The organism is Paraburkholderia xenovorans, assembly GCF_046030735.1.
In the GTDB taxonomy this organism is placed as follows: domain Bacteria; phylum Pseudomonadota; class Gammaproteobacteria; order Burkholderiales; family Burkholderiaceae; genus Paraburkholderia; species Paraburkholderia xenovorans_A.
Genome location: NZ_JAQQBV010000003.1, coordinates 82667 through 108049 on the forward strand (window position 1 = coordinate 82667; position 25383 = coordinate 108049).

At 60.9% G+C, this 25383-nt stretch carries 23 protein-coding genes; 9 read left to right on the top strand and 14 right to left on the bottom strand.

The genetic code is table 11. The features are described 5' to 3' along the window. Positions 1-247: 247 nt before the first annotated feature. The 4 genes from PQQ51_RS03665 to PQQ51_RS03680 are packed head-to-tail and all read left to right on the top strand — an operon-like array spanning position 248 to position 4138. Positions 248-1087, top strand: a complete 840-nt coding sequence (locus PQQ51_RS03665) for an ABC transporter permease subunit (protein ID WP_408494925.1) — start codon at positions 248-250, stop codon at positions 1085-1087. Positions 1088-1101: 14 nt separating this feature from the next. Then, complete coding sequence (locus PQQ51_RS03670; RefSeq protein WP_408495187.1) at positions 1102-1827, top strand: ABC transporter ATP-binding protein; 726 nt, start codon at positions 1102-1104, stop codon at positions 1825-1827. A gap of 32 nt (positions 1828-1859) precedes the next feature. Next, positions 1860-2864: an NrtA/SsuA/CpmA family ABC transporter substrate-binding protein gene (locus tag PQQ51_RS03675; protein ID WP_408494926.1), complete on the top strand. Its 1005-nt coding sequence runs from the start codon at positions 1860-1862 to the stop codon at positions 2862-2864. A gap of 11 nt (positions 2865-2875) precedes the next feature. After that, positions 2876-4138: an acyl-CoA dehydrogenase family protein gene (locus PQQ51_RS03680; RefSeq protein ID WP_408494928.1), complete on the top strand. Its 1263-nt coding sequence runs from the start codon at positions 2876-2878 to the stop codon at positions 4136-4138. Positions 4139-4157: 19 nt separating this feature from the next. Here PQQ51_RS03680 and PQQ51_RS03685 read toward each other — a convergent pair whose 3' ends face one another. The 5 genes from PQQ51_RS03685 to PQQ51_RS03705 all read right to left on the bottom strand — a co-directional run bounded on the left by PQQ51_RS03685 (position 4158) and on the right by PQQ51_RS03705 (position 8094). Next, on the bottom strand, positions 4158-4625 hold the full coding sequence (locus tag PQQ51_RS03685; RefSeq protein WP_408494929.1) for an MEKHLA domain-containing protein: 468 nt from the start codon (positions 4623-4625) through the stop codon (positions 4158-4160). An 87-nt stretch (positions 4626-4712) separates the two neighbouring features. Next, on the bottom strand, positions 4713-5048 hold the full coding sequence (locus PQQ51_RS03690) for a putative antibiotic biosynthesis monooxygenase (protein WP_408494930.1): 336 nt from the start codon (positions 5046-5048) through the stop codon (positions 4713-4715). Between the two features lie 43 nt (positions 5049-5091). Then, the gene (locus tag PQQ51_RS03695) at positions 5092-5847 is read right to left on the bottom strand and encodes an SDR family oxidoreductase (RefSeq protein WP_408494931.1); all 756 of its coding nucleotides are present in this window, start codon (positions 5845-5847) and stop codon (positions 5092-5094) included. A gap of 33 nt (positions 5848-5880) precedes the next feature. Continuing rightward, the gene (locus tag PQQ51_RS03700) at positions 5881-6651 is read right to left on the bottom strand and encodes an SDR family oxidoreductase (protein WP_408494932.1); all 771 of its coding nucleotides are present in this window, start codon (positions 6649-6651) and stop codon (positions 5881-5883) included. A 45-nt stretch (positions 6652-6696) separates the two neighbouring features. After that, positions 6697-8094 (bottom strand): MFS transporter, encoded by a 1398-nt coding sequence (locus PQQ51_RS03705; protein ID WP_408494933.1) that lies wholly within the window; start codon positions 8092-8094, stop codon positions 6697-6699. A gap of 225 nt (positions 8095-8319) precedes the next feature. Here PQQ51_RS03705 and PQQ51_RS03710 point away from each other — a divergent pair, with 225 nt between their 5' ends. Together PQQ51_RS03710 and PQQ51_RS03715 are read left to right on the top strand one after the other, a co-directional pair. Further along, positions 8320-9279, top strand: coding sequence for a 2-hydroxyacid dehydrogenase (locus PQQ51_RS03710; RefSeq protein ID WP_408494934.1), 960 nt, complete (start codon positions 8320-8322; stop codon positions 9277-9279). A 34-nt stretch (positions 9280-9313) separates the two neighbouring features. Further along, entirely contained in the window at positions 9314-11155 is a 1842-nt protein-coding gene (locus tag PQQ51_RS03715) for an IlvD/Edd family dehydratase (RefSeq protein ID WP_408494935.1), read from the top strand. Positions 11156-11195: 40 nt separating this feature from the next. On the opposite strand, the gene PQQ51_RS03720 is transcribed toward PQQ51_RS03715, so the two are convergent. Both PQQ51_RS03720 and PQQ51_RS03725 read right to left on the bottom strand, forming a co-directional pair. Beyond that, the gene (locus PQQ51_RS03720) at positions 11196-12248 is read right to left on the bottom strand and encodes a LacI family DNA-binding transcriptional regulator (protein ID WP_408495189.1); all 1053 of its coding nucleotides are present in this window, start codon (positions 12246-12248) and stop codon (positions 11196-11198) included. Positions 12249-12292: 44 nt separating this feature from the next. Further along, a complete protein-coding gene (locus tag PQQ51_RS03725) occupies positions 12293-12451 on the bottom strand; it encodes a hypothetical protein (RefSeq protein WP_408494937.1) in 159 nt (52 codons plus the stop codon). Between the two features lie 220 nt (positions 12452-12671). Here PQQ51_RS03725 and PQQ51_RS03730 point away from each other — a divergent pair, with 220 nt between their 5' ends. Continuing rightward, positions 12672-13571: a tetrahydrodipicolinate N-succinyltransferase N-terminal domain-containing protein gene (locus tag PQQ51_RS03730; RefSeq protein WP_408494939.1), complete on the top strand. Its 900-nt coding sequence runs from the start codon at positions 12672-12674 to the stop codon at positions 13569-13571. A 56-nt stretch (positions 13572-13627) separates the two neighbouring features. Here the strand turns inward: PQQ51_RS03730 and PQQ51_RS03735 are convergent, their stop codons facing one another. After that, positions 13628-15505, bottom strand: coding sequence for a methyl-accepting chemotaxis protein (locus tag PQQ51_RS03735; protein ID WP_459252341.1), 1878 nt, complete (start codon positions 15503-15505; stop codon positions 13628-13630). Positions 15506-15998: 493 nt separating this feature from the next. On the opposite strand from PQQ51_RS03735, the gene PQQ51_RS03740 reads away from it, so the two are divergent. Continuing rightward, positions 15999-16781 (top strand): alpha/beta hydrolase, encoded by a 783-nt coding sequence (locus tag PQQ51_RS03740; protein ID WP_408494942.1) that lies wholly within the window; start codon positions 15999-16001, stop codon positions 16779-16781. Positions 16782-16821: 40 nt separating this feature from the next. On the opposite strand, the gene PQQ51_RS03745 is transcribed toward PQQ51_RS03740, so the two are convergent. The 4 genes from PQQ51_RS03745 to PQQ51_RS03760 are packed head-to-tail and all read right to left on the bottom strand — an operon-like array spanning position 16822 to position 21129. Continuing rightward, positions 16822-17319 carry a prolyl-tRNA synthetase associated domain-containing protein gene (locus PQQ51_RS03745; RefSeq protein WP_408494944.1) on the bottom strand — a complete coding sequence of 166 codons (498 nt, stop codon included), beginning with the start codon at positions 17317-17319 and terminating at the stop codon, positions 16822-16824. A 15-nt stretch (positions 17320-17334) separates the two neighbouring features. Continuing rightward, positions 17335-18771, bottom strand: a complete 1437-nt coding sequence (locus tag PQQ51_RS03750; RefSeq protein ID WP_408494946.1) for an aspartate ammonia-lyase — start codon at positions 18769-18771, stop codon at positions 17335-17337. After that, the gene (locus PQQ51_RS03755) at positions 18764-19747 is read right to left on the bottom strand and encodes a LysR family transcriptional regulator (protein WP_408494949.1); all 984 of its coding nucleotides are present in this window, start codon (positions 19745-19747) and stop codon (positions 18764-18766) included. The genes PQQ51_RS03750 and PQQ51_RS03755 overlap by 8 nt, the downstream gene beginning before the upstream one ends. Positions 19748-19758: 11 nt before the next feature. Then, positions 19759-21129 carry an MFS transporter gene (locus PQQ51_RS03760; protein ID WP_408494951.1) on the bottom strand — a complete coding sequence of 457 codons (1371 nt, stop codon included), beginning with the start codon at positions 21127-21129 and terminating at the stop codon, positions 19759-19761. 468 nt (positions 21130-21597) lie between these two features. On the opposite strand from PQQ51_RS03760, the gene atzF reads away from it, so the two are divergent. Continuing rightward, positions 21598-23460: an allophanate hydrolase gene (atzF, locus tag PQQ51_RS03765; RefSeq protein WP_408494953.1), complete on the top strand. Its 1863-nt coding sequence runs from the start codon at positions 21598-21600 to the stop codon at positions 23458-23460. Positions 23461-23636: 176 nt separating this feature from the next. Here atzF and PQQ51_RS03770 read toward each other — a convergent pair whose 3' ends face one another. After that, positions 23637-24536, bottom strand: coding sequence for a ribokinase (locus PQQ51_RS03770; protein ID WP_408494955.1), 900 nt, complete (start codon positions 24534-24536; stop codon positions 23637-23639). Continuing rightward, positions 24533-25378 carry a BtpA/SgcQ family protein gene (locus PQQ51_RS03775; RefSeq protein WP_408494957.1) on the bottom strand — a complete coding sequence of 282 codons (846 nt, stop codon included), beginning with the start codon at positions 25376-25378 and terminating at the stop codon, positions 24533-24535. Before PQQ51_RS03775 ends, PQQ51_RS03770 begins: the two co-directional genes overlap by 4 nt. Positions 25379-25383: the final 5 nt, after the last annotated feature.

A 25383-nucleotide genomic window follows, 5' to 3' on the forward strand; every position in this document is an offset into this window, starting at 1 on the left:
TCGCGCGGCGGCCTGTCGCGCCACGTAAAGCCGTCATCGAGCGCGATCAGGTCCTTCATGTCGGGCCAGCACCCCACCGCCAAACCGGAGAAACAGAAAAGCAAAGCATAAAAAACCGTTTGTCATAGCGACGTTATGCGGCCTCTAATAGCAGGCTAAACGTCGCAAGACGGAAAAGCGGACAGGCTGAACCTGAACCGGTTCAGCCTCCGAGGCAGTCTCTTTTCACGGTTAAATTGGAACTGGCATGGCTGACGTAACTTCCTCCGGCAACAGCTATGTCTCTTCGAGACGAACGCATTCAGGAGCGTCGAAAACCGTACTGTACAGATGGCTCTCCTGGCTCGTCCCCGCTTTCGTGGTGGTGTTTTGGGAAGCGGTCGCGCGCCTCGGACTGGTCGCGCCGCAAGTACTCCCCGCCCCAAGCAGTGTCGCCGTCACCGCATTCGATCTCGCCAGAAACGGCGATCTGTTCGTTCACCTTGGCGTTTCGCTATTGCGCGCCGCCGCCGGCTTTGTGATCGGCGGCATCATCGGTCTTGCGCTTGGCATCGTGGTCGGCTTCTCGCCGCTGGCACAGGCGCTTCTCGATCGTTCGATCCAGATGGTACGCGCAGTCCCCTTCCTCGCGATGCTGCCCCTCGTGATCGTCTGGTTCGGCGTGGGCGAAGTCGCGAAAATTTTTCTGGTCTCGCTCGCAGTGCTGTTCCCGATCTATATCAACACGATGCTCGGCATCCGCCAGATCGATCCGAAGCTGATGGAGCTCGCCAAGGTAGTCGGGCTCAGCTGGAGCGCGGTCGTGCGCAGAATCATCCTGCCCGGCGCGATGCCGTCGATTCTCACGGGAGTCCGTTATGCACTCGCTCATGCGTGGCTCGCTCTCGTAATCGCCGAGACGCTTGCGACAACGAAGGGGATCGGCTTTCTCGCGATGGATGCCCGCGAATTCCTGCAAACCAATGTCATTCTGTTGACGATGATCATCTACGCGATCATCGGTGTCGTCGCGGACACGCTGGTGCGTTCGCTCGAAGGCCATTTCCTCGCGTGGCACGCGAATTACGCCAAAGGAGCGCAGAAGTGAGCCGAAGCATTGCAATGCCCCGAGGTTTCGACATTCCCGCATCCAACGACGAGCGCGCCGCTCATTCGCCGCTCGCCGTATCGGTTCGTGGACTGCAACGCAGCTATGGCGCGCGTGTCGTCATCGAGGCGCTGGATCTGGATATTCGCAAGGGCGAGTTCGTCGCGCTGCTGGGTGAAAGCGGATGCGGAAAGACCACGCTGCTGCGTTCGCTGGCAGGACTCGATCAGCCGGACGCCGGACAGATCAATGCGCCCGAGCGTCCTTCGGTCGTGTTCCAGGAGCATCGTCTGCTGCCGTGGGCTACGTTGTGGGAGAACGTCGCACTCGGCCATGAAACCACGATCGGCCGGGCCGGCGCGGCTCGTGCATTGGCCGAAGTCGGACTTTCAGGTCGCGAGGACGACTGGCCGCGCAATCTGTCGGGCGGTCAGGCGCAACGCGTGGCGCTGGCGCGCGCGCTCGTTCGCGATCCGGTGCTCCTGCTGCTGGACGAACCGTTCGCGGCGCTCGACGCGCTTACGCGAATAAAAATGCACGGGCTCGTGAAAGAACTCGTTGCTCGCCATCACCCGGGTGTGCTGATCGTGACGCATGACGTCGACGAGGCGCTGATTCTCGCGGACAGAATTCTCGTGATGCGTTCGGGACGCATCGCCGCTTCGTTCGAACCCAAAAACCACACGCCGCAGCAACTGCGATCCACCCTGCTCGAAGAGCTGGGCGTTCAGTCTCACTGAGCGTTTTCCTGCATGACAAGGACCTGAAAAGAATGAATGATTCATCGTTGAGCCGCCGCCAGCTATTGCGCGCGGCGGGCGGCCTGCTGGCCGGCGTCGCCGCGAGCAGCCTGTTGCCGGTGCGGGCAGCCGAGCCGCGCAAACTCACGCGCAACACGGATACGGTGCGCATCGGCTGGGGGTATGGCGCGCTGCCCGACATCGCGAAACAACGCGGCGTATTCGAAAAGACGCTCGCAGCAAAGGGCATCAAGGTGGAATGGGGCGGACCGTTTCCGAATCATGCACCGTCGATTCAGGCGGTAGTGGGCGGCAGCGCGGACTTCGGCTTCTGGGGGTCGACCACACCGGCGTTGGCCGCGATGCTGGCCGGCTCACCGATCGTGTTCAACGCATTCGACGTCTATTCCCCGCGCTCGACTGCGATCATCGTGAAGAAAACGAGCGGCATCAATTCGGTCGCCGATCTGGCGGGCCGCAAGGTCGCCGTCAATCGTTCGGGGCTGGGCGAATTCCTGCTGATCGCCGCGCTGGAGAAGCATCACGTCGACCGCAGCAAAGTCGAATTCGTCTATCTGAATCCGCCCGATGCAGCGCCTGCATTTGCGCAAGGCAAAGTCGACGCGTGGTCGATGTGGTCGCCGGCCGTGGATATCGCGCGCTTCTCGAACGACGCAAAGGATATCTTCAACGAAGGACGCGACCTCGACTTCCTGATCGACTATAGCTCGCTGGTGACGCGTCGAAAATTCACCGAGGAGAACTCCGAACTGATTCGCGCGGTGCTGGACGCATATTACGTCGAAGGTGCATGGCAGTCTGCGCACTCCGTCGAATCCGAGCAACTCGTGCAGCGAGAAGCGAAATATCCGGATCAGGTGCGCGACTATCTGGCCAGCCTCAAACGCGTGAATCAATTCCACGAACCGGACGACGCCGCTTTCATCGCGCAGTTCCAACGCGCGGCCGACTGGCTCGCGGAACGCAAGATCATCAACTCGCGCATCAAGGTCGCGGATTACAGCATCAAGGTATAAAGGATCAGGCGATGAGCGCAGCAAACACACACGCGGGGATCCATGTCGGCGCCAACGGAGGTGCGGGAAAACTCGTTTCACCGCTGTCCGTCACGCTGGGTTTCGCCGCGACTATCTCCGATATCGCGGCGACCGCGGCGGAGCGTGAACTCGCACATCGTCTGCCGAACGAGGAGATCGCGACGCTCAAGGCGCTCGGCTTCGGCGCATTGCGGCTGCCGGCGGATGCAGGAGGCTCGGGGCTTTCGTTGAGCGAGCTTCTCGCCGTAGCGCGCGACATCGCCGCAGCGGATTCGAATATCGCTCACGCTTTTCGCAATCATCTGTGGCAAGTGGAAGCCGCACTCAGACGGCAAGATCATCCCTTTCATGCGCACGTCCTCGACCTGACGAAGCAGAAGAAAACGGTCGGCCTCAGTTTTACCGAAACCGACACAGTCGCAGCCGGTGCTCGCCCAGGCCAGGTCCTGACCCGGCTCGAATGGGACGAAAACCGGCACACGTACGTGGGATCGGGCGAGAAGGTCTACGCAACGGGCAACCTGTACAACGACGCATTCGTCGGCATCGCCGTGGAAAGCCGCGCGGGTCGAACCGTGCAATATGTGCTGGAACGCGGCGAAGGCGTCGGCAATGACGACGACTGGCAAGGATTCGGTCAACGGCTGACAGGCTCGGGCACCGCGAAATTTCACGCGGTGACCGTGCCCGCCGACCATGTCTATCCGCCTGATCCGCCGAAGTCTGACGAAGCCGCGCCGTGGAGTTACACGTTCCATCAGGTCTATCTGTCGAACTGCATTGCGGGCATCGTGCGGCGAGTGGCGTTGGACGCCGCAGAGGTCTTGCGTACTCGTGGGCGCAACTTCTATCACGGCGAAGCAGCGCATCCGTCGGAAGAAACTGCGCTGCAAGCATTGCTCGGCCGCATCCGCGCTTACGCGGCAAGCGTGGAGGCGACGGTGGATCGCGCCGTCGCGGCGCTGCAACTCGCGTGGAATCACTACGGAACGAGCGACGAGTACGAGACCACGCTCGCCGCCACTCTGTCGGCGGCGGAAGCCAAAGTCGTGATCGACGATCTCGCGCCGCAGATTGCCAGTTGGCTGATCGACCTGGGTTCAGGCTCGGTCGTTTCGCGCAAGGGCGCGTTGGACCGGCACTGGCGCAATATCAAGGTGATTGCCTCGCACAATCCAAGGCTTTATAAAGAGCGGCTGCTCGGGCAGAACCTGCTGACCGGGCACTTGCCGCCCACCGGCGCGTTCTTCTGAATCGGAATAAGCGGCGGGCTCAGATATCTCGCGTCCGCGGAATGACGACTGCCTGGCCGTGCAGTTTTCCGTCCGCGTCGAACAGTTGCCACAGCGTGGCTTCCTCGATCATGAAGCGCTCGCCTGACTTGGTGACCCGCACGCCTTTATAGCCCGTCTCGTAGCCGAGCCGCTGAACGCGTGCGAGAAATTGCTCGCGCTCTTCGCGATTCGGCGCTTCCGCGGAGAGCCGCGACGGCAGCCGGGTGATTTCATCCCAGTCATATCCGAAGCGGCGCTGCGCGGCCTTGTTGCCGTAAATGAAAACCGGATCGGGGTTGGTGTTGTGCGCGAGCACGGCAAAAGGTGCGCTTTCATAAAGCCATTCGGTGGCTTCGGCTACCGGCATGGGCTGCGGCAAAAGCGGCCGGCCGAGCAGCCGCAGATAGCTGTCGGCAAGCAAGCTGTAGAAATCTGGGTTGTTGTGAAGCGGGATCGTCTGGGACATGTCGATGGAAATGATGACGCGTGCGCAAAGAAGAAAGCGCTAACGATATCAGTTCTACTTTTCTGTCTTATTACGGCCCACGTCTCGTCACGTTCCCGTCGGAAACACCTGCGCGTCGAATACGGTGTGAAAAACCGTACCTTCGAACATGTCGATCAGCACACGCGATTCGACCTGGCTTTCGCGTCGAACCGGCGAAGCCAGTGCCGCGTCGATATCGTCCTGACTATCGAACAGCATCGCGATCGCAAGCGGAATGGCGGGATCGTCCACGTCGCTATGCCGCTGGCGAATGACCCGCACGTCTTTCGCGCCGGGAAAACGCGTCCACAGCGGCACGAGCTTGTCTTCCACCTGACGGTAGAAGCGGCTTTCCATGCCGGGCTTGATACGCCCTTTGAAAAAGGCACAACGCATTAACATGTTTGCGTTCCTGAAGAGCGCGGCGCGCGCCGCATCATCACGTTCAGCCGCGCCCGATGAACGGCATATGACTCGCCATCACGGTCATGAACATCACATTGGCCTCGAGCGGCAGGCTGTCCATGTACAGAATGGCGCGCACCACGTTGTCCATTTTCATCCGCGGTTCCACCATCAGCGAGCCGTCGGCCTGCAACGTGCCTTGCGCCATCAGGTTGCTCATATCGCTGACCACGTTGCCGATATCGATCTGACCACACGCGATGTTGTAGCGGCGTCCGTCGAGTGAAGTCGCCTTGGTCAGGCCGGTGATCGCGTGCTTCGTTGCCGTATAGGCTGCCGCCTGCGGGCGCGGCGAATGCGCGGAAATCGAACCGTTGTTGATGATCCGGCCACCAGCCGGAGACTGGTTTTTCATTAATCTGAACGCACGCTGCGTGCAGAGAAACGCGCCCGTTAGATTCACGTTCACCGCCTGGGTCCACTGCTCGTACGGAAGGTCTTCGATCGAACATTGCGGCGTGAAAACGCCCGCATTGTTGAACAGCAGATCGAGCCGCTCCCACTTCGCTTCAATGGATTCGAACAGACGACGCACCGATTCGGAATCGCTGACATCGCAACTGACGCTCAGCGTTCGGGAGGCCGCGTCCGGTCCCGCTTCCTCCACTACGCTGTCAAGCGCGGCGGCGTTGCGCGCGGCGAGCACGACGCGATAACCGGCGTCCAGCAAGCCGAGCGCGACGCTGCGTCCGATGCCGGAGCTCGCGCCCGTCACAAGAGCAATTTTTCTGTTCATGCTTCACTCCAATGTCTATAAGATGCTTCACGCTCAGTTCGACCAGCCGCCGTCGATCACGTGGATCGCACCGGTGGTGAACGACGATTCATCCGAAGCGAGATACGTGACCAACGCGGCGATTTCTTCCGCGCGCCCTACTCGCCCGATCGGCTGCCGGGCGACAAATGCGGCACGCACCTGCGCGGGATCCTGACCGCTCTGCGCGGCCTGCGACGCAATGCGCCCATTCAGCGAAGGCGATTCAACCGTACCCGGACATATCGCATTGCAGCGCACGTTCGCCGTGATGAAATCGGCCGCGACGGCCTTGGTCAAGCCGATCACCGCCGCCTTCGTGGCACCGTAGACAAACCGGTTCGGCACGCCTTTGACGCTCGATGCGGCCGAAGCCATGTTGATGATCGATCCGCCTTGACCGGACTCCAGCATCGCGGGGACAAATGCGCGGATCGTCCGATACATCGACTTCACATTCAGATCGAACCCGAAGTCCCATTGATCTTCCGTGCACTTCAGGATATTGCCATCGTGCACATAGCCCGCACAATTGAAAAGCGCGTCGATGCGGCCCACGCGCGAAGCGAATGCGAGCACTGCGGCGTTGTCGAGCACGTCGAGCCTGCTGGTTTCGATGTGTGCGCCGTCCGGCGCTTCGTCCTTCAGTTTCGCCAGCGCGTTGTCGTCCACGTCGGTAGCCCAGACCTGCGCGCCTTCGGCGGCGAGCATGAGTGCGGACGCTTTACCGATTCCGTTTCCCGCAGCCGTGACGACCACGATCTTTCCTGCGACGCGATTACCCATTGCGACATTCCTCTTCAAAGTTGATTGTGCAGCGATGCATTGGCACTAGTGGATGGCGTCTTGCAGATCGGTGAGATCGCGCCCGCGCGTTTCCTTCGACAGGCTCACGCCGATCAGCGTGAACACCGACAGCACAGCGGTGTACACACCCATCACCCAGAACGCGCCGCCGGCAAGTCCGATCAGATAGATGCCGAGAATCGGCGCCAGTCCGCCCGACAGCACCGCGCCGATTTCTCTCGACAACGCCACGCCCGAGTACCGATAGCGATTGCCGAACAGTTCCGCGAAATGCGCGCACTGCGCACCGAGCATGCTGTTCGCGCCGATTGCCAGTCCACCGAACATCGCGATGGCGACCCACATGAACTCGCCGGTGTTGACCATCCACCACGAGGGCACCGACCACAGCAGCATGAAGATCGCGCCGCAGCGATACACGGTCTTGCGGCCGAAGCGATCCGACAACGCGCCGAACATCGGTGTGGTGATGACGCTGGACAGCGTGGCAATCAGCGCGCACGTGGTCCCCATCCGCGCAAGTTCCGTCGACGCGATTCCATGCCGTGCCGCCACCGTGCCGCTCAGGAACGCAATCACGATGGTGGTGTAGATGGTCGAGCCGCCCTGCTCGGCGAAGCGCATCAGCACGGCGGCGAGTACCGGGCGGCGGGCTTCTTTCATCACGAGCCGCATGGGAGAACGCACGACCTTGCGCCCGCTTTCGAGCGCGGCAAAAGTGGGGCTTTCACGCAAGCGCAAACGAATCCATAACGCGAGGCCGATCAGCGCGATGCTGCCGAGGAACGGAATACGCCAGCCCCAGGCGAGCAACGTGGTCTGATCCATCAAGTGCTGCATGATGCTGAAGGTCGCGGCCGCGATGCCGAAGCCCGCGAAAATACCGACGAAAGGCAACGCGGCATAGAAGCCGCGCCGCTTGACGGGGGCGACTTCCGCCATCAACGTGGAAGCGCCCGCCTGTTCCGCGCCCGCGCCGAAACCCTGAGTCAAACGCAGCAGCACGAGACCGACGGCGCCCAGCGGGCCCGCCGGCAGCAATCCGACCAGTGTCGTGGAAATACCCATGATCGCGATGGTCAGCAGCAGCACGAACTTGCGGCCCTTGCGATCGCCTAGCGAGCCGAAGAACAATCCGCCGAGCGGCCGCGCGAGAAAACCCACGCCGTACGTGGCGAAACTCGCCAGCAGGCCGGCATGCGCGTCGAGCGTCGCAAAGAAAACACGGCTGAAGATCAGCGCCGTGGCCAGTCCGAAGATCGCGAAGTCGTAATACTCGAGCGCACTGCCCACCGCGCTCGTCAGAATTGCCCGCCGCAATTGCCGCGTCGACACCTGAGCAGCAGGTGATTCTCCGGCGCCGTGCCGCGGGGAGCCGGCGAGCGCGTTGGCTGGTGTCACAGCCTTGTTGTGGGGCGTCATGTCGTCTGTCTCCTGATTCCTGCATGTGTCATCGCATATGTCATCGTTACCCCTTCGTCCGGCGTGGCGACGTGCCGGACGGAGTTCGCACTCTTGGCGGTGCGTGAAGACTCTGCTGCTGTCTTTTTTTGTTGCGTTCTACGGAAACGGCTTACCAACTTGCGTGGCTTGGGCTAAACTTGGTTATCGGTAACCACGAACAAAATCTAACACAAGGAGATGCAGATGCACAAGACAGAGATACTGGTCGTTTCCCCTTATCCGGACGCCGACATGGCGCTGCTCGCCGAGCAGTTCACGTTGCATCTGCTGCCCGCTGCGGAGGACCGTAACGCCTATCTGGCAGGCCTTGCGCCCCGAATCCGTGCGCTCGCCACCAACGGCGAATCCGGCGCGGATGCCGCGTTGATCGACGCGCTGCCGAATCTCGAAGTGATCGTTTCATACGGCGTAGGGGTGGATGCGATCGACCTCGCGCATGCCGCGCGGCGCGGCATTCGTGTCACGAATACGCCGGATGTGCTCACCGAAGACGTAGCCGACCTGGGCATGGCGCTGATGCTGTCGGTTGCCCGGGAGATCCCGCAGAACGACGCCGTCGTGCGTGCCGGACAGTGGGGCAAACGCCCTATTGCACTCGCGTCGCGGATGTTCGGCAAGCGGCTCGGCATTTTCGGCCTGGGTCGAGTCGGCCGCGCGGTCGCACGTCGCGCAGTCGCGTTCGATATGAAGATCTCGTATCACGATCGCGCACGATTCGACGACGTTGCCTATCCTTATTATTCGGATGCGGCCGCACTCGCGAGCGACTCGGACTTCCTGATGGTGTGCGCGGCGGCCGACAAGATTGCGCGCGGCGCATTGGGTCGCGACGTGTTCGACGCGTTAGGCCCGGAAGGCTTTCTGATCAACATTGCGCGCGGCAGCATCATCGACGAACCCGCACTCGTCGAATACCTGATCGACGGACGTATCAAAGGCGCAGCGCTCGACGTGTTCTGGAACGAGCCGGCCATCGATGCGCGCTTCCTGACGTTGCCCAACGTCGTGTTGCAGCCGCATCGCGCGAGCGCTACCGTCGAAACGCGCGCCGCGATGGCGCAACTCGTGCGCGAGAACCTGCGTGCATTCTTCGACGGCAAGCCGCTCGTGACAGAATTCACCGCTCATCTCGCCGGGCTTTGACTCGCCCCATATCAATGTTCTCGAGTATCCATTCATGACACAGACCAACAATCCCGTCTCCGCAAGCATTCAGCCGTCCGCAACGGAATCCGGTCAGGACGCCAGCGGGAAACGACTGCGCAGCCGCCGCTGGTTCGACGATCCGTCGGATCCCGGCATGACGGCGCTGTATCTCGAGCGCTACATGAACTACGGGATCACCCGCGAAGAGTTGCAATCCGGCAAGCCGATCATCGGCATTGCGCAGACGGGCTCGGACCTCGCGCCGTGCAACCGGCATCATATTGAGCTGGCCAAGCGCGTACGCGACGGCATTCGCGACGCGGGCGGCATTCCGCTCGAGTTTCCCGTGCATCCGATTCAGGAAACGGGCAAGCGTCCCACCGCGGCGTTGGATCGCAATCTCGCGTATCTCGGGCTGGTCGAAATCCTGCACGGCTATCCGATCGACGGCGTCGTGCTGACGACCGGCTGCGACAAGACCACGCCCGCCTGTCTGATGGCGGCGGCCACGGTGAATATTCCTTCGATCGTGCTGTCCGGCGGACCGATGCTGGACGGCTGGTGGAAAGGCAAGCTCGCGGGGTCCGGCACAGTCATCTGGGACGCCCGCAAGCGCCACGCGATCGGCGAGATCGACTACGAAACCTTCATGGAAGAAGTGTCGTCGTCCGCGCCGTCCGCCGGCCATTGCAACACGATGGGCACGGCCCTTTCGATGAATTCGCTCGCCGAAGCGTTGGGCATGTCGCTGCCGGGTTGCGCCGCGATTCCGGCGCCGCATCGCGAGCGCGGCTGGAGCGCGTATCGCACGGGCCGGCGCATCGTCGAAATGGTCGCGGAGAATCTGCGTCCGTCGGACATCATGACCCAGGCCGCGTTCGAAAACGCGGTGGTGGCCGCGGCGGCGCTCGGTGCGTCGTCGAATTGCCCGATCCATATGGTGGCGATCGCGCGGCACATGGGCGTCGACCATACGCTCGAAGACTGGCAACGGCTCGGGCCGAACATTCCGCTGCTGGTGGATTGCCAGCCCGCGGGCCGTTTCCTCGGCGAAGCGTTTCATCGCGCGGGCGGCGTGCCTGCCGTGATGCGCGAGCTGCGCGATGCCGGCAAGCTCAATACCGATGCGCGTACCGTCACGGGCAAAACGCTTGGCGAAGATCTCGCGACGGTGGCCGAGCCGGATCGCGAAGTGATCCGCGCCTATGAGCAACCTCTGAAGCCGGCGGCCGGTTATGTCGTGCTCACGGGCAATCTGTTCGACAGCGCGGTGATGAAAATCAGCGTGATCGACGACGCATTCAGAAAGCGTTTTCTGTCCGACCCGGAACACCCGAACGTATTCGAGGGCAAAGCCATCGTATTCGAAGGCCCCGAGGATTATCACGCGCGAATCGACGACCCGGCGCTCGACATCGACGAGCGCTCGGTTCTGGTGATCCGCAATTGCGGACCGGTCGGCTATCCTGGCGGTGCGGAAGTCGTGAACATGCAGCCGCCCGCGGCGCTCATCAAGCAGGGCATCACGGCATTGCCGACGTTGGGCGATGGGCGGCAGAGCGGCACCTGCGCGACGCCGTCGATTCTCAACGTGTCGCCCGAAGCAGCGGTAGGCGGCAACCTCGCCCTGCTGAAAACCGGCGACAAGCTGCGAATCGATCTGACGCGCTGCCAGGTCAACGTATTGATCTCCGACGACGAAATGGCGACCCGCCGCGAATTGCACGTGCCCATTACGCTTCACCACAAGACGCCGTGGGAAGAGATCTATCGCAGCATGGTGGGACAGCACGACACGGGTGCCTGCCTCGAACCGGCGACGCGGTATCTCGACATCGTCGAAACGCGCGGCGAATCGCGGCATAACCATTGACCTGGCCGCTGACTGTGCCGATGATCGCCTCGCGAAACCGTCACGCGCTTTCGCGGGGAATCACCTCGTAAGGAATGCGGATCAGCGCGGGCACGTCCTGCTGGGCAGGACGCACTCGTGCGATTTCGCGGCGCGACGTGTTCGGTGCTTCCGAGTTGTCGATCGCGGCAAGCAACGATTCGCCGGTTGAATGTCCGATACCGTAGGGATCGACCGAGACGGTCGTGATGGTCGGATAACAGTGGCGCGATACTTCGAAATCGCCGAAGCCCGCCACCGCGATGTCTTTCGGCACGACTAGCCCGCGCCGATGACTCGCCATGATCACGCCGAACGCGTGGATGTCGCTCGTGCACATGATCGCGTCCGTGTCCGGCCACTTGTGCAGTATCTGTTCGAGCGCCGCGCCGCCGTGGCCCATCGCCGCGCCGTGCGCCATGTCGGTGGTCCATTCCGTATGCGCGATTTCGCGAGGCTCGTGAAAACCGGCTTCCTCGACCGCGCTCAGATAGCCGTTGCGCCGCGCGATACTGCGCAAGTCGAGATGCGAAGCGCTACTCACGAAAGCAATGCGGCGATACCCGCGTTGATATAGATGTCGCATCATCGCCGCAGCCGCATCCGCATTTGAAAAGCCCACCACCCGATCGATGGGCCGCTCGGGAATCTCCCATATCTCCATCACCGGAACGCGGGCCTGCTTGAGCATCGCACGCGATTTGGCGGTGTGCTGGCCGCCGGTGATCACGACCGCACGAGGCTGATGGGTCAGCAGCTCACGAATGAGCGCTTCTTCCCTGTCGAGCAGGTAATCGGTGTTGGCCAGCAACAGGCGCAGATTGCGTTTTTCGACGACGTCGTTAATGCCGCGAACGGTCTCCGAAAAATTCGAGCTCGACAGCGACGGCACGATGACCGCGACGACATTGGTGCGGCCCGACGAAAACGCGCCGGCCACCGCGTCCGCTACGTAGCCGGTTTTGCGCACTGCGTCCATGACGCGCGCGCGGGTCTCGTCGCTGACGTGTTGGCCGGTCAGAACGCGCGAGACGGACATTTTCGACACGCCGGCAAGCCGCGCGACGTCGGCCATGCGCACGGGGGTGCCGGAGGAGGATACGGAATCGTTGCTGGAACTCATGCGCGAACCGAAGACGTGAGCAACGCAATGAAACCTTCGACCGCGTGCTCGTAAAGCGCTGTCGAGTTGGCCGCGTGCGCCAGCACGTAGCCGCCCTGGCGCACCGCCTGCGGTGCCTGGTTCGTGTCAATCAGCCGGTTGAAAGATGTGCTCATGGGCGCATTGTACGTACCCGTATGTTTCCATGCTACAGGCCGGAGACGCCAGCCGGCACGTAAAGGAAAACCATGACGCCCGCTGCGCAGTACATCGCCGGTGAAGTTCCCCGTCGCGCCAGAATCGGCCCTTCGGGCCTCGCCGCCGCCATTTCCTCGTTCAGCTATGATGGCCCGGTATTTCCGATCAATCGCCGCATGTCGACAAGAGGATTCTTCGATGGCTATTCAGCGAACCGGCCACCGGTACCGTGATGCTGCTACAGGCAAGACCATTGATGTCTGGTTTCCCGCTTCTGGCGCTGCAAAAAAGCGCGGTTGCCTTGCAGAGAAAGTCGGTGTCATTGCGGGTGAATTCGTCGATGTAGTCATTGAATCGCTCGACGCTCCACCTATCTCGACTGAAGATGCCTACCTGCGTTTGCACCTGCTCTCCGAGAGAACCGTCAAGCCCAACGAAATCAACCTCGACGGTATCTTCGGCCTGTTGCCCAATATTGCGTGGACCTCCGCAGGTCCCGTGCTCCCAGGCAATATCGACGACCTCCGGGACCGGCTCGCGTCCGAGCACCATCATCTAACGGTGTCGTCGGTAGATAAATTTCCGCGGATGACGGACTACGTGGTGCCGGAAGGCGTGCGGATTGCCGATGCCGATCGCGTGCGGCTCGGCGCACACCTCGCCAGCGGTACGACGGTGATGCACGAAGGCTTCGTCAACTTCAACGCGGGCACGCTCGGCGAGTCGATGGTCGAAGGGCGCGTGACGCCGGGCGTTACGGTCGGCAAAAATTCGGACGTCGGCGCTGGCTCGTCCATCATGGGAACGCTGTCGGGCGGCGGCAAAAGCAGGAACTCCATCGGCGAGCGCAGCCTGCTCGGCGCGAATGCCGGCATCGGTATTTCACTCGGAGACGAGTGTATCGTCGAAGCCGGCCTGTACGTCACTGCCGGTACGAAAGTGAAGTTGCCCGACGGCAACGTCGTGCCGGCCCGACAGTTGTCCGGTCGATCCGGCCTGCTGTTTCGCCGAAACAGCCAGACCGGTGCAGTCGAAGTGCTGCCTACCGATTCGTCCCGCTGGGGCGGGCTGAACACGAACCTGCACAGCAACGATTAAGCAGCGGCAATCCGCGGTTCACAGAAGCGAACCGCGGATTGAACGACGCAGAAACGTCACGCCCCCACCTTGAACGCCGACACAACCTGTTCCATTCGGCGCGCCTGTTCCTTGAGCGACGCGCTCGCCGCTGCCGCTTCTTCCACCAGCGCCGCATTCTGCTGGGTGGCCTGATCCAGTTGGGTCACGGCGATATTGACCTGCTCGATACCTTCGCCTTGTTGGGTCGAAGCATGAGCGATCTCGTTGACGATCGTGTCGACGCCTGAAATCGATTCGATCACGCTTCGAATCACCGAGTCGACATCTTTGAATAGCCGGGTCCCGCCGGTGACGCTTTCCGACGAACGGTCGATCATCTCCTTGACGTCCTTCGCGGCTGTCGAAGTCCGATGCGCGAGCGTGCGGACTTCCCCTGCGACCACCGCAAATCCTTTGCCCTGCTCACCGGCTCTCGCGGCTTCGACCGCAGCGTTGAGCGCCAGAATATTCGTCTGGAAAGCGATGCTTTCGATCGTGGATATCATGTCGGCCATTTCGGTCGAGCGCTTGCCGATTTCGTCCATGACGGCTGCCGCACGCGAAATGACTTCCCCACTGTTACTCGCCCTCGTCGACGCTTCGCGACTCAGCACACCGGCCCGTTTTGCGTTATCGGCGTTATGACGAACGGTCGACGTCAGCTCTTCCATACTGGCCGCCGTCTGCTCCAGCGAGGCCGCCTGTTCTTCCGTTCTGCGCGAGAGGTCGAGATTGCCGGAAGCGATCTCCTCACTGCCGACGAGTACCGCCTCCGCACTCGTCTTTGTCGTCGCGATGGCCGCGCCTAGCGACACGAGAAGCTTGTTCAACTGGTCTCGCACAGAGGCGAGTTCATCGCGGCCGTCGACCGCCAGTCGATGCCGCAGGTCGCCCGCGCTTGCCAGCCTCATGCTCTCTGCAATTTCCGCGACGTCACGATTGGTCTGAAACGCGAACGCTATGAACAGATAGAGCGCGAGCGCCACCGAAGTGCCGCTGACCACGCACATGAGCACGAAGTGCTCTGCGTCGGATTGGGCTCGCTCAGTCAAAAGATTGCGCAACATCACCGCAAGTTTTCCATGCGCGGCGTAAATCGAATCGACTGCCCGAGTTCCCAATGCGAAGAAACCGGCGCCATCCAGCGACTGGGTATCGTGGCCTTCGGCGGCAAGATCGCTGAGCACCTTTCCGAAGTCATCGAAATCATTGAAGCTCAGCTTCTGAATATCGTCGGCCTGCGCTGTGTTCGCGAGCGCGAGTTGCGCTCTTTGCAAATCTCCTCGCACCGTCTCCATCTGGTCCCGCAACAAGCTGGCGTGCACACCCAACGCGCCTTCGTCGTTCGGACTCAACTTTCCGTGACTCAATGCCGTGGCGCCTTTACCCCGTGCAATCGCCGCCATTTCCGCGAGACTCGGCAGCGAAAATGCAACGGCGTTCATCAGGTAATCGGTCTGCGCCGCAGGGTCCAATGACAGTTGCGAAGCGTCCGCGAGATCGCCGGTGAAAGAGAAGATCGCGCGCACAAATGCGGTGTGCGCGTCGAAAACGTCTTTGCCCGCTCCACTAAGCGGCATGGCCGCCAGTTTCGCGTACTGATCGGATAGCGCGTCGACCTGTTTCGCGATCGAGAACGTCTGCGTCGACCTGGCCTGATTCTGCAATGCGCTCATCAATCTGGCGGAGTCTTCATTCGCGGAATCGAAGGTCGCCCGCATCGCTTCATTACCCGCGATAACAGCGCCGCTCGCGCCTCGTCGTTTTTGAACGGCTTTGATCAACGCCTGGCTCGTCTCGAGCAACGACACGCCATCGAGTTCCTGCTGCGTGGCTCGATATGCGTTCGCGTCTTCGCGCAAAATGGAAAACAGACAGACGGAAAGCGGAAGTAAGAATAGGAGAGCAAGCACTACGAGCTTCCTCGACATTTTCAGTCGATTCATCAACGCCATGCCGGGAGCAAACAATCGCATTTTTCAACATCCTTTGTTCAACCAGTGCGTCGGCCGACCATCCGTTGGTTCGCCGCGAACCTGACAGGCCCAGAGAGCATATCGGCGCGCTCAGGCCAATCTGAAGCATTCCAGGAAACGTTTTTTCCGAAGCACCCCATTGGGGCGGCATCGCATCAAAAGAGTGCGAAAGAAAGCGAAAGGATGCGCGTAAAGCGGCATATCCAGATGAATGCCGGCGCGCGCCGCGACCGCTTAAAAAATTTTTCAGCCAACGGAATGTTTGCTCCGGGACCGTGTTTGCCCCTTCATACACCAGCATCCAGCGTCCGCTTGCAGTCGTAAGCATCGACCGGATAACCGACTGGGTATGGTTCGTCCGTATCGACTCGCCGCAACGGTTGAGCGAGATCCGCGAACCCGATCCTTCACACACCTCGGAGAAGTCCTCATGAAGTTGAATTCGTTCGTCCTCGCCGGTTTCGCCTGCGCCACGTTGCTGAGCGCAACCACATCGTTCGCGCAGGACAACGCCGCGGCCCCGTCCGCGCCGATCAGGAATGTCGTGCTGGTTCACGGGCTGTTTGCAGATGGTTCGAGCTGGCAGAAAGTGATTCCGCTGCTGCAGGCAAAGGGCCTGCACGTCACGGCGGTGCAGAATCCGACGACCTCGCTCGACGCGGACGTGGATGCGGTCAAGCGCGCGCTTGCGCAACAGGACGGTCCGACGCTGCTGGTCGCACACTCGTACGGCGGCATGGTGATCAGCCAAGCGGGTGACGATCCCAAGGTGGCGGGTCTCGTGTACATCGCCGCACGCGCGCCGGATGCCGGCGAAGACTATCCGGCGCTGACGAAAAAGTACAAGGCCGCGCCTGCGTCAGCGGGGCTGCAGTGGTCGACCGACGGTTACGGCAAGCTGTCCGAGCAGGCATTCGTGCACGACTTCGCCGGCGATCTGCCGACGGCCGAAGCCGAAGTGTTCTATGCGGTTCAACAGCCGATCGGCAAGGCGATTACGATGGCGAAGACAACTGTCGCCGCGTGGCACGACAAGCCGACCTGGTATGCGGTATCGACAGAAGACCGGACTATCGATCCGGATCTGGAGCGCTTCATGGCGAACCGGATGCACGCGCATACGATCGAGCTCAAGTCGAGCCACGTGTCGCTGATTTCGCATCCGACTGAAGTGGCCAATCTGATTCTCGAAGCGACCGGCGTGCAGAAGTAAGGCAGGGTTCGCGTCGAGACAAGCGCTCACGAAAAATCGTTCACGTCCGTGCCGCAAGGAACGTCCACGCAGGTGGATGCGCAATGCTCTCCAGAAAAGCTTCGAGGTCCCGTTTCGTCAAAGCGACGGTAGCGGCACTATCGAGCGGATGCAACAGGAAGGTCGACTCATTGCGCAGGTCTTCGTCGATTACGAGGTGAACTTCGTGCGACGCGTCGTTCACCAACGCAAGCGGGCTTAACGAGCCCGGCCGTACACCGAGCAGTTCACACAGGCGATCGGCGGAAGCGAATGAAAGACGCTTGCTGCGCAACGTATTCGCAACCGCCGATAACTCTAGCGATTTGTTCGCGGCCGTCATGACGAGATAGTAGCGACCGCTCTTGTCCTGAAGCAGCAAATTCTTGCAGCGGGCGCCTTCGAGCGAGAGTTCGAGCGCGCCCGATTCCGCCATATTGCTCACCGGTTCATGGTATTCGCACGCGAACTCAATGCGACCGTGCTTGAGCAAGCCGATAAGCTCTTCTCTTCCTAGCATTTTTCTATCATTTCTCTATCGTTGTCCTGTCGTGCCTGGTTTCACGTCGAAAACCGGATGCGAGGCCGTTTGAATCGCCGCCAACGCGTCGGCTTTGGTCAGCAAGCCGGACTCCTCCAGAATGGTCAGCAGCGGGCGCCCTTCCGCAACAGACTGGCGAGCCAGTTTGCTCACACGAGCGTAGCCAAGTCTGGGCACGAGTGCGGTGGCGACGGCCATCGAATTCATCAGATGCTGCTCATTTTTTTCGACATCGACTGTGATGCCGGCAACGCACTTTTGCGTGAACCGCTGGATGCCGTTTGTCAGCAACATGATGCTATCGAACACACGGGACGCGACGACGGGCTCGAAGTGATTGATCTCCAGTTCTCCATACTGAACCGCTTGCGCCACGGCAACGTCATTGCCGATCACAGCGAAGCTCAACTGGATCATCGCCATCGGCAAGACCGGGTTGACCTTGCCCGGCATGATCGACGAACCGGCTTGAGCTTCAGGAAGACGCAATTCCCCCAGCCCGCCCACCGGCCCGGACGACAGCACCGTGAGATCCGACGCGATCTTCGCGAGAGACGCTGCACAGGTACGCAGTTCGCCCGAAACGCGAGCAAACACGTCCAGATTCTGCATCGCGTCGAATGGGTTTGACGGTGCAACGTACTCCACGCCGACAACGCGTGACAGGTGCAGATAGACCGCCGACCGGTAACCAGCCGGTGCGCCGAACCCCGTGCCAATCGCGGTGCCGCCGAGCGGGAGCGTGCGTAGCTTGTCGCGAACAGCCGCCAGTTCCTCCGCGAGACGTCGGGCGAGCGACGCGTAGCCGCCAAAAAGTTGTCCCAATCGCATCGGCTGCGCATCTTGCAGACAAGTGCGGCCGAGATGCAACACGTCGGCGAACTCCGTCGCCTTGCCGTCCAGATGCGCGGCAAGCTGCTGAACTTCCGAGATCAGCGGTCCGAGCATCGCGTGCGTTGCAATTTTCAGAGCGGCCGGATAAACGTCGTTTGTCGATTGCGAACGATTGACGTGGTCATTGGGATGGATCACTTCATAGGACCCGGCTGCATGCCCAAGATGCTGTTGCGCCCGATTCGCGATGACCTCGTTGAAATTCATGTTCGTCGAGGTGCCGCCAGAACCTTCCAGCAAATCGACGATAAGCGAATCGTCAAACCGTCCTGCAATGACTTCCTGACACGCCGCCACAATCGCATCGCACTGCTGCGCACTCAGCCCGTCGTTATCGCAATTCGCGAGTGCGGCCGCCCACTTGCATTGCGCAAACGCCGTACGGAACTCAGGATAGTGCGCGATGCCGAGCGGGGACACAGTGAGATTGTCGACACCTCTCACCGTGTTGACCCCATACAGTTTGTCCACCGGTATCGCGACGTCGCCGACATAGTCGTGTTCGGTTCGCGATTCGGCGTGCGTAAGCTTATTCATGTGAGTTCCTTTCACCAACATTGACCAGTTCTTCAATACCCCGGCCCAGCGCTTTCAGTCTGGGCAGGAAAGATGTTTCAACCACCTCGCGCGCCGTCTCGCATGCTTCTTCGAAAAACGCACTGTACTCGTCGCGCCGCGCGACGAGATAAAGCGACCGTTCCAGTCCAAGGTTCTCCACCACATGCGTGGCGACCTGGCTTGCGTACGCCGCGCCCTGCAGCAGGCACATCGGCGAAGTCACCGCCCATCCAATACCTTCGGCAACCATCGAAGTCAGCGCATCGGCGTTATCGAGTTCCAGACGGATCGGCATACGCAATTCGATTCGGCGCAGGTAGCGTTCGATTTGCATGCCGACCTGCGAATTCCGGTTAAAGCGTACGATCGGCAGCGAATTCGCGAGCGCCCGCACGTCGTCCACCGTCTTGACGGACTTACGCCAGTCTTTAGGCGTGACGACGAGATATCGCTCTGAAAAAAGCCGGTAGCGGACCACGTCGTTGGCATCCATCAGCGCATCGCTCGTGACGATGAGATCCAGATCTCGCCGTAACAACGCCTCGCCCTGTTGAGGACTCAATCCGGTGCGGATGGAAAGCTGCGAAACTTTCCCCAGCAGGCTTTTGGTGAAGACCGAACCGCAGGTCGCCGCAAACGAATCGACCAGTCCAATCCGCAGGTCGGGCTTGATCCCTTGCCCTGCTTCGACAACCTGAGCCTTCAGATTCGCGATTTCCTCGTTCAGTATCGCGCCGCGGTTTCGCAACGCGATGCCGAACGGCGTCAGCGCGAGCGGACGAGTGGTCCGATTGACGAGTACGACGCCGAGTTCGTCTTCGAGTTGCCGGATGATCTGCGAGACGCCCGACTGAGAAATACCCATCCGCGCCGCGGCCCCCGACATGCTGCCTTCCTCCGCAACTGCAACGAAGACTTGTACTGCGTGCATATCGATTGGCTTGTTCGGCGACATGATGGGCTCTTCTAAACGTTGTTTCTGGATGACGTCGCCAATGCATCTTGTCGCGCGTCGCTTTCGTCACGTTGATCGGGCTTCATATCCGCAAGGTTCTTACTCCCCGTTTCCGGCGCAAAGATGTGGCAGAACACCCCACCGAACACCAGTACGCCGATACATACGCCCAGTGCCGAATGAATACCGACGTTGTGCATCGCCACCGGAAGAAGGAACGTGCTGATCGCCGAGCCAAAGCGGCTCGCCGCAACCGCGAGTCCAACACCGGACGCACGCAAGTCGGTCGGAAACAGCTCGGGCGGATACACAAACTCGAGATTGGCGGCCGCTGACAGAATGCAGGCAAAGATACCAAATGCGAGCATGGTTCCAAGCGGCCCGAAACCCGCGTAAGCCAGTACAGCGAGACTCACCGCAGCAAGGTAGAACGTGCCGATGAGGAATGCGCGCCGCGATAGCTTGTCGACGATCAGAAGACCGACAATGGCTCCAGCAAAAAGCAGCGCGTTATAGACAAGGCCCCCGACAAAGTTGTCTTTCACCTGCAGGGCCTGAAGTACCTTCGGCGAAAACGTGCCCAGCGCGAAATACGGAATGACCTGGCAGGTGTAAAACACGCAACCGACCAGCGTGTTCTTGCGCCAGCGCGGCGAGAACAGTTCAGACCAGGCGCCGCGCCGTTGCAAAGGAAGCGCCGAAGGTTTGGACAGGATCACGTCGGGTCCGAATTTGCCGCGAATGATGGAGAGTGCCTCGTCGCTGCGCCCGCGTTTCATCAACCACATCGGCGACTCCGGCACGCCAAGTCGAAACGGCAGAATCAGCAATGCCGGGATTCCGCTCGCCGCAAGCATGATTCGCCATGCGTCGGGGCCGATGTCACGAATGACGAACCCGACGATGTACGCGCCGACATAGCCTGCAGCCCATGCAGCGGCGAGCACGCTGAGCAAACGGCCACGATAGCGGCGCGGCGAGAACTCGGTCACGAGCGATTTGCTGACCACGTAATCGGCGCCGAGAATCAATCCCAGCAGCAGCCGGAGCACCAGCAGTTGCGCCGGTGACGTCACGAAATATTGCGCCGCCGAGATGATCGCGAATAACAGCATGTCGAATGCGAAGATGGTGCGCCGACCGTATTTGTCCGCAATCGGACCGGCAAACATGCTACCGAGAAACAGACCCGCCAGCGATGCCGCGCCGAGCAGCCCCATCCACAGCGGCGTCAAATGAAGCGATCCGGAGGCCATGCTCACCGCGATGCCGATGATCCCCAGCACGAAGCCGTCGCTGAACTGGCCGCCCGTTCCGCTGAACGCTACGCGCAAATGGAAGCGGCGCAGAGGAAGATCCTCTAGCAATACCTGGTTGCTCACTTTCGTCTCCTATGACTTTGATTATCGAGGCGCGTCGTTCGCCGCCCTGAAAACCAGTGTAGAGAGTCAGATTCAAGAAAACAGCAGGTGCAGTGACAGTATCAAACAATCTAATACTGAGTCATGCGCGTGCTGAAGGTGGAATGACCAACAGATCGTCGATATCCGACGCAGACGAGTCTAGTGACACCGAGACCTAGACAAATTAGCGGGTGGCCACCATTAGAAAAGCTGATTGTGTGGTGAAGCAGAGATGAAGTCGTGCGTTGGAACAGCGCGCTTGCGTCACCGATCCGCACTGCGGACGGCGATAAGCACAGTCTTTCCGCCGCTCGCACCACCAGCGGTTTCACGCCCACCGATCGGGCATCTCGCGCCACAGTAGTGCATCGTTCTCGGGCAACCGGAACCCGTAACCCCCTGCTACGACGTTAAAACAGGAGGCGCCGTCGTTGGCACAACTCTTGAATGCAGTTTTCCAAACTTGTACACAAGAAGGAATACGAGATGCTCGGCTGGACGATTTCGGATTGGCAGGACGCTTATCAGGGCGGCGCTACGCCCGCGTTATTGCTTGGCGAACTGATTCGCGAACTCACGCCAGACGACCCCGCCTGGATTTCAATCGCGACACGAGCCGTACTCGATGCGCAACTCGCACGCCTCGACGCGAAGCTTGCAGCGGCCGGCGGCGATCTGACGAAACTACCGCTTTACGGCGTGCCCTTTGCCGCCAAGGACAACATCGACGTACCCGGCTTCGAGACCACGGCCGGATGTCCCGCATTCGCGTACTCGCCGGAGCGCAGTGCAACCGTCGTTCAGCGGCTGGTGGATGCCGGCGCGATCGTCATCGGCAAAACCAATCTCGATCAGTTTGCAACCGGCCTCGTCGGCGTGCGCTCTCCTTACGGCATACCGACCAATGCGTTCGATCCCGGGTACATTTCCGGCGGCTCGAGTTCGGGCTCGGCTTCGGTCGTGGCGCGCGGGATCGTGCCTTTTTCGCTCGGAACCGATACCGCCGGCTCCGGACGCGTACCAGCGGGCCTCAACAACATCGTCGGACTCAAGCCGACTCGCGGCGCGTTCAGCAATACCGGCGTCGTTCCTGCTTGCCGCACGCTCGATTGCGTGTCGGTATTCGCAACCACCGTCGACGACGCAGCGCTCGTGTACGACACAGCGGCAGCGCTCGATCTGGCCGACGGTCTCTCTCGCGAAGCGCCCGCCTCTGTTCGCCACTGGCGCGTGTCGTCAACGCCTCGCTTTGCGGTGCCACTGCACCCGGAATTCTTCGGCGACGAACTCTCCGCGAGTGCTTTCGACGCGGCGATTGCACACATCGAAGCGCGCGGCGCGACCTGTGTTCCAATCGACTTTTCAATGTTCGATGAAGTCACCGCATTGCTGTATGACGGTGCGTGGGTGGCCGAGCGCTATGCGGCGACTCGCGAATTTGCCGATCGGCACGAGGCGGAAATTCATCCGGTGGTGCGCGACATCATCTTCAAGGCGAAGGAGTTCTCCGCAGCGGACACGTTCGATTCGATCTACAAACTCGCCGACCTCAAGCGCCGCGCCGATGCAATGCTCTCGCAATTCGACGCACTGCTCGTCCCGACCGCGCCGACGCACTACAAGATTTCCGAGTTGCTGGCGGACCCCGTGCGTCTGAATAGCAATCTCGGCAAGTACACCAATTTCGTCAATCTGCTGGACTGGAGCGCGGTGGCAGTACCGGCAAACCTGCGCGATGACGGCTTGCCATTCGGCATCACCTTGATCGCCGACGCGTGGCGGGAACGCGCACTCGCCGACTTCGCTGCGCAATGGCACGCATCCACCGGCCTGTTGCGCGGAGCAACGGGGCTGCCGTTACCGCCGAGTCGCGCCGGGCACACGCCCGAGCCAGCGATCGACGAGACCCGCAGCACGATCCGCATTGCGGTAGTCGGCGCGCATCTGCGAGGGATGCCGCTCAATCACGAGCTGACGAGTCGCGGCGCGCTCTTCGTGGAGAGTACGACGACCGCAGCCAACTACCGCCTCTTCTCGCTTGCGAACACCACGCCGCCGAAACCGGGACTGCTGCGATCCGACAGCGGCTCGGCCATTCAACTCGAACTCTGGGATGTGCCCGCCGCCGCATTCGGCTCATTCGTTGCGGGTGTGCCGGCGCCGCTGGGCATTGGTACCGTGACACTTGCCGACGGCAGGCAGGTCAAAGGCTTTATTTGCGAACCGTATGCGTTGCAGGACGCACACGAGATCACCGTGTTCGGCGGCTGGGCTGCATGGCTCGCCAGCCGGAAAGCGGCTTCGACGTGAGCCGGTTCCTGAGCTGAGACTGCCGTGCTCGATACCGTGCTATTGCCAATCGCGTCACGACGATTTAGTGCTGCCCGGCATCCTGGTCCTCACCAGGTATCCTTCGTCAAGCTCCCGTCTTACAAGCCGCCTTTCGTGAGTCGCTCGCCGCGCGGTGCCGCCTGATACTTACTCAATCACGCGGTTCCAACAATATCGCGCAGTTCGGCGACTGACGGAATCGCCGTATAAGTTCCGCTGCGTTCCACTGTCAACGATGCCGCCTTTTGCGCCGCGTCGATAGCGGTTCGCAGCGGCTTCCCCAGCGCAATCGAAGCCACCAGCACCCCCGAAAAGACGTCGCCGGCGCCTGAGGTGTCTTTCGCTTTCACCGGCTTCCCTTCGACAACGACGACGCCCTCTTTCGAAGCCAGCAGGCAACCACGCGCACCGAGTGTCACGATCACCCACTCAGGTCCTCGACTTTGTAGCCAGGTGGCCGCAAATTCAACGTCTCTCATGCTGGAGATGTCGCATATCTCGCCTTCGTTAGCGATGACGCCATCGCATTTCTCGAGAATCTCAGTACCGTCCCAATGCCAGGGCGCGGCGTTCACGATAACTTTACCGCCCCGTGCCCGTGCGAAATCGACGATTGTCTTCGTGCTCCCGGAGGACAGGTTTCCCTGCAGCAGCGCGTAATCGCCTGGCTGCAAGTCCCTTAGACAATTCGTAAGCTCGGTTGCATGGCTTGCTTGAGTACAGCCCACTGTCGTGACGATCGAGTTCTCGCCGTCCGCGGTGACGGTCAGGATAGAGACGTCGGTGGCCAACGGCAGCTTCAGCAAACGCAGGTCGCTAAAACGCTCCCGGGACAGCGCCGCTTCGATTTCAACTCCGGTGGCGTCCGTGCCGATAGCGGATACAAATGCCACGTCAGCACCCGCGCGTCGGGCCGCGACAGCCTGATTCAGTCCCTTGCCGCCGGGCGCGCGTGCGATTGAATCGGCAAGAACCGACTCGCCCGGCCGCGGGGAACGCCGCACCGAGAGCGTCAAATCCGCGACCGAATTGCCGACTACATAAACGCGTGTCATGAGCGGGCCCGATTCGCCGCGTTCATGAATTCACTCAGCCGACCGGCATCCACATCGTTCCACCATAGACCGTCTTTCTTGAGGTAGCTCGCCACGATGACTGCATCGGCAATGGTGAACATGTCCGCGACATTGCCGGGCGTGACACCTGAGCCGACCACTACGGGTAGCGACGTTCCCGAGCCGATCGCTTCCAGTTCGTCGAGGCTTGCGGAATCTCCAGTTCTCTGGCCGGTCGCTACCGCCGCATCCGCATCGAAGAACTCGACGTCGCGCGCCAACTCAGGGATCGAGCGATCCGCCGTAATCGCATGAGCACCATGTTTGACGTGAACATCGGCAAAGATCTTGATGTCCCGGGCATGCAACCACGAGCGATAGCGTGTTGCCTGTGCCGCCGGACCCTCGACGAAACCTTCGTTCGCTATATAGGCGTTCGCCCATTGGTTCACACGGATAAACGAAGCCGACGCCGCCTTTGCAATGGCGAGAGCCTGAATCGCACCGTTAGCTAACACGTTGATGCCAACCGGGCATGGCACCGCGCGCTTGACGGCGGCAGTGACAATCGTCATCGCAGCCACGGTCTCCGGTCCGATATCGCCCGGCTTTGCGAACGGAATGTCACCGTGATTTTCGACAATCAGGCCATCCACGCCGCCGTCAACCAGAATCCGCGCTTCGTTGCACGAGAACTCGATAATCTCTTCCATGCTCTGACCGTCATATCGCGCGGACCCCGGCAGCGGAAGACAGTGAAGCATGCCGATGACCGCCTTCTTCCGACCGAACAGGCTGGCGATGACGTTCTGCTTCTGATTAAGCACAAGTTTCTTTGACATGATTT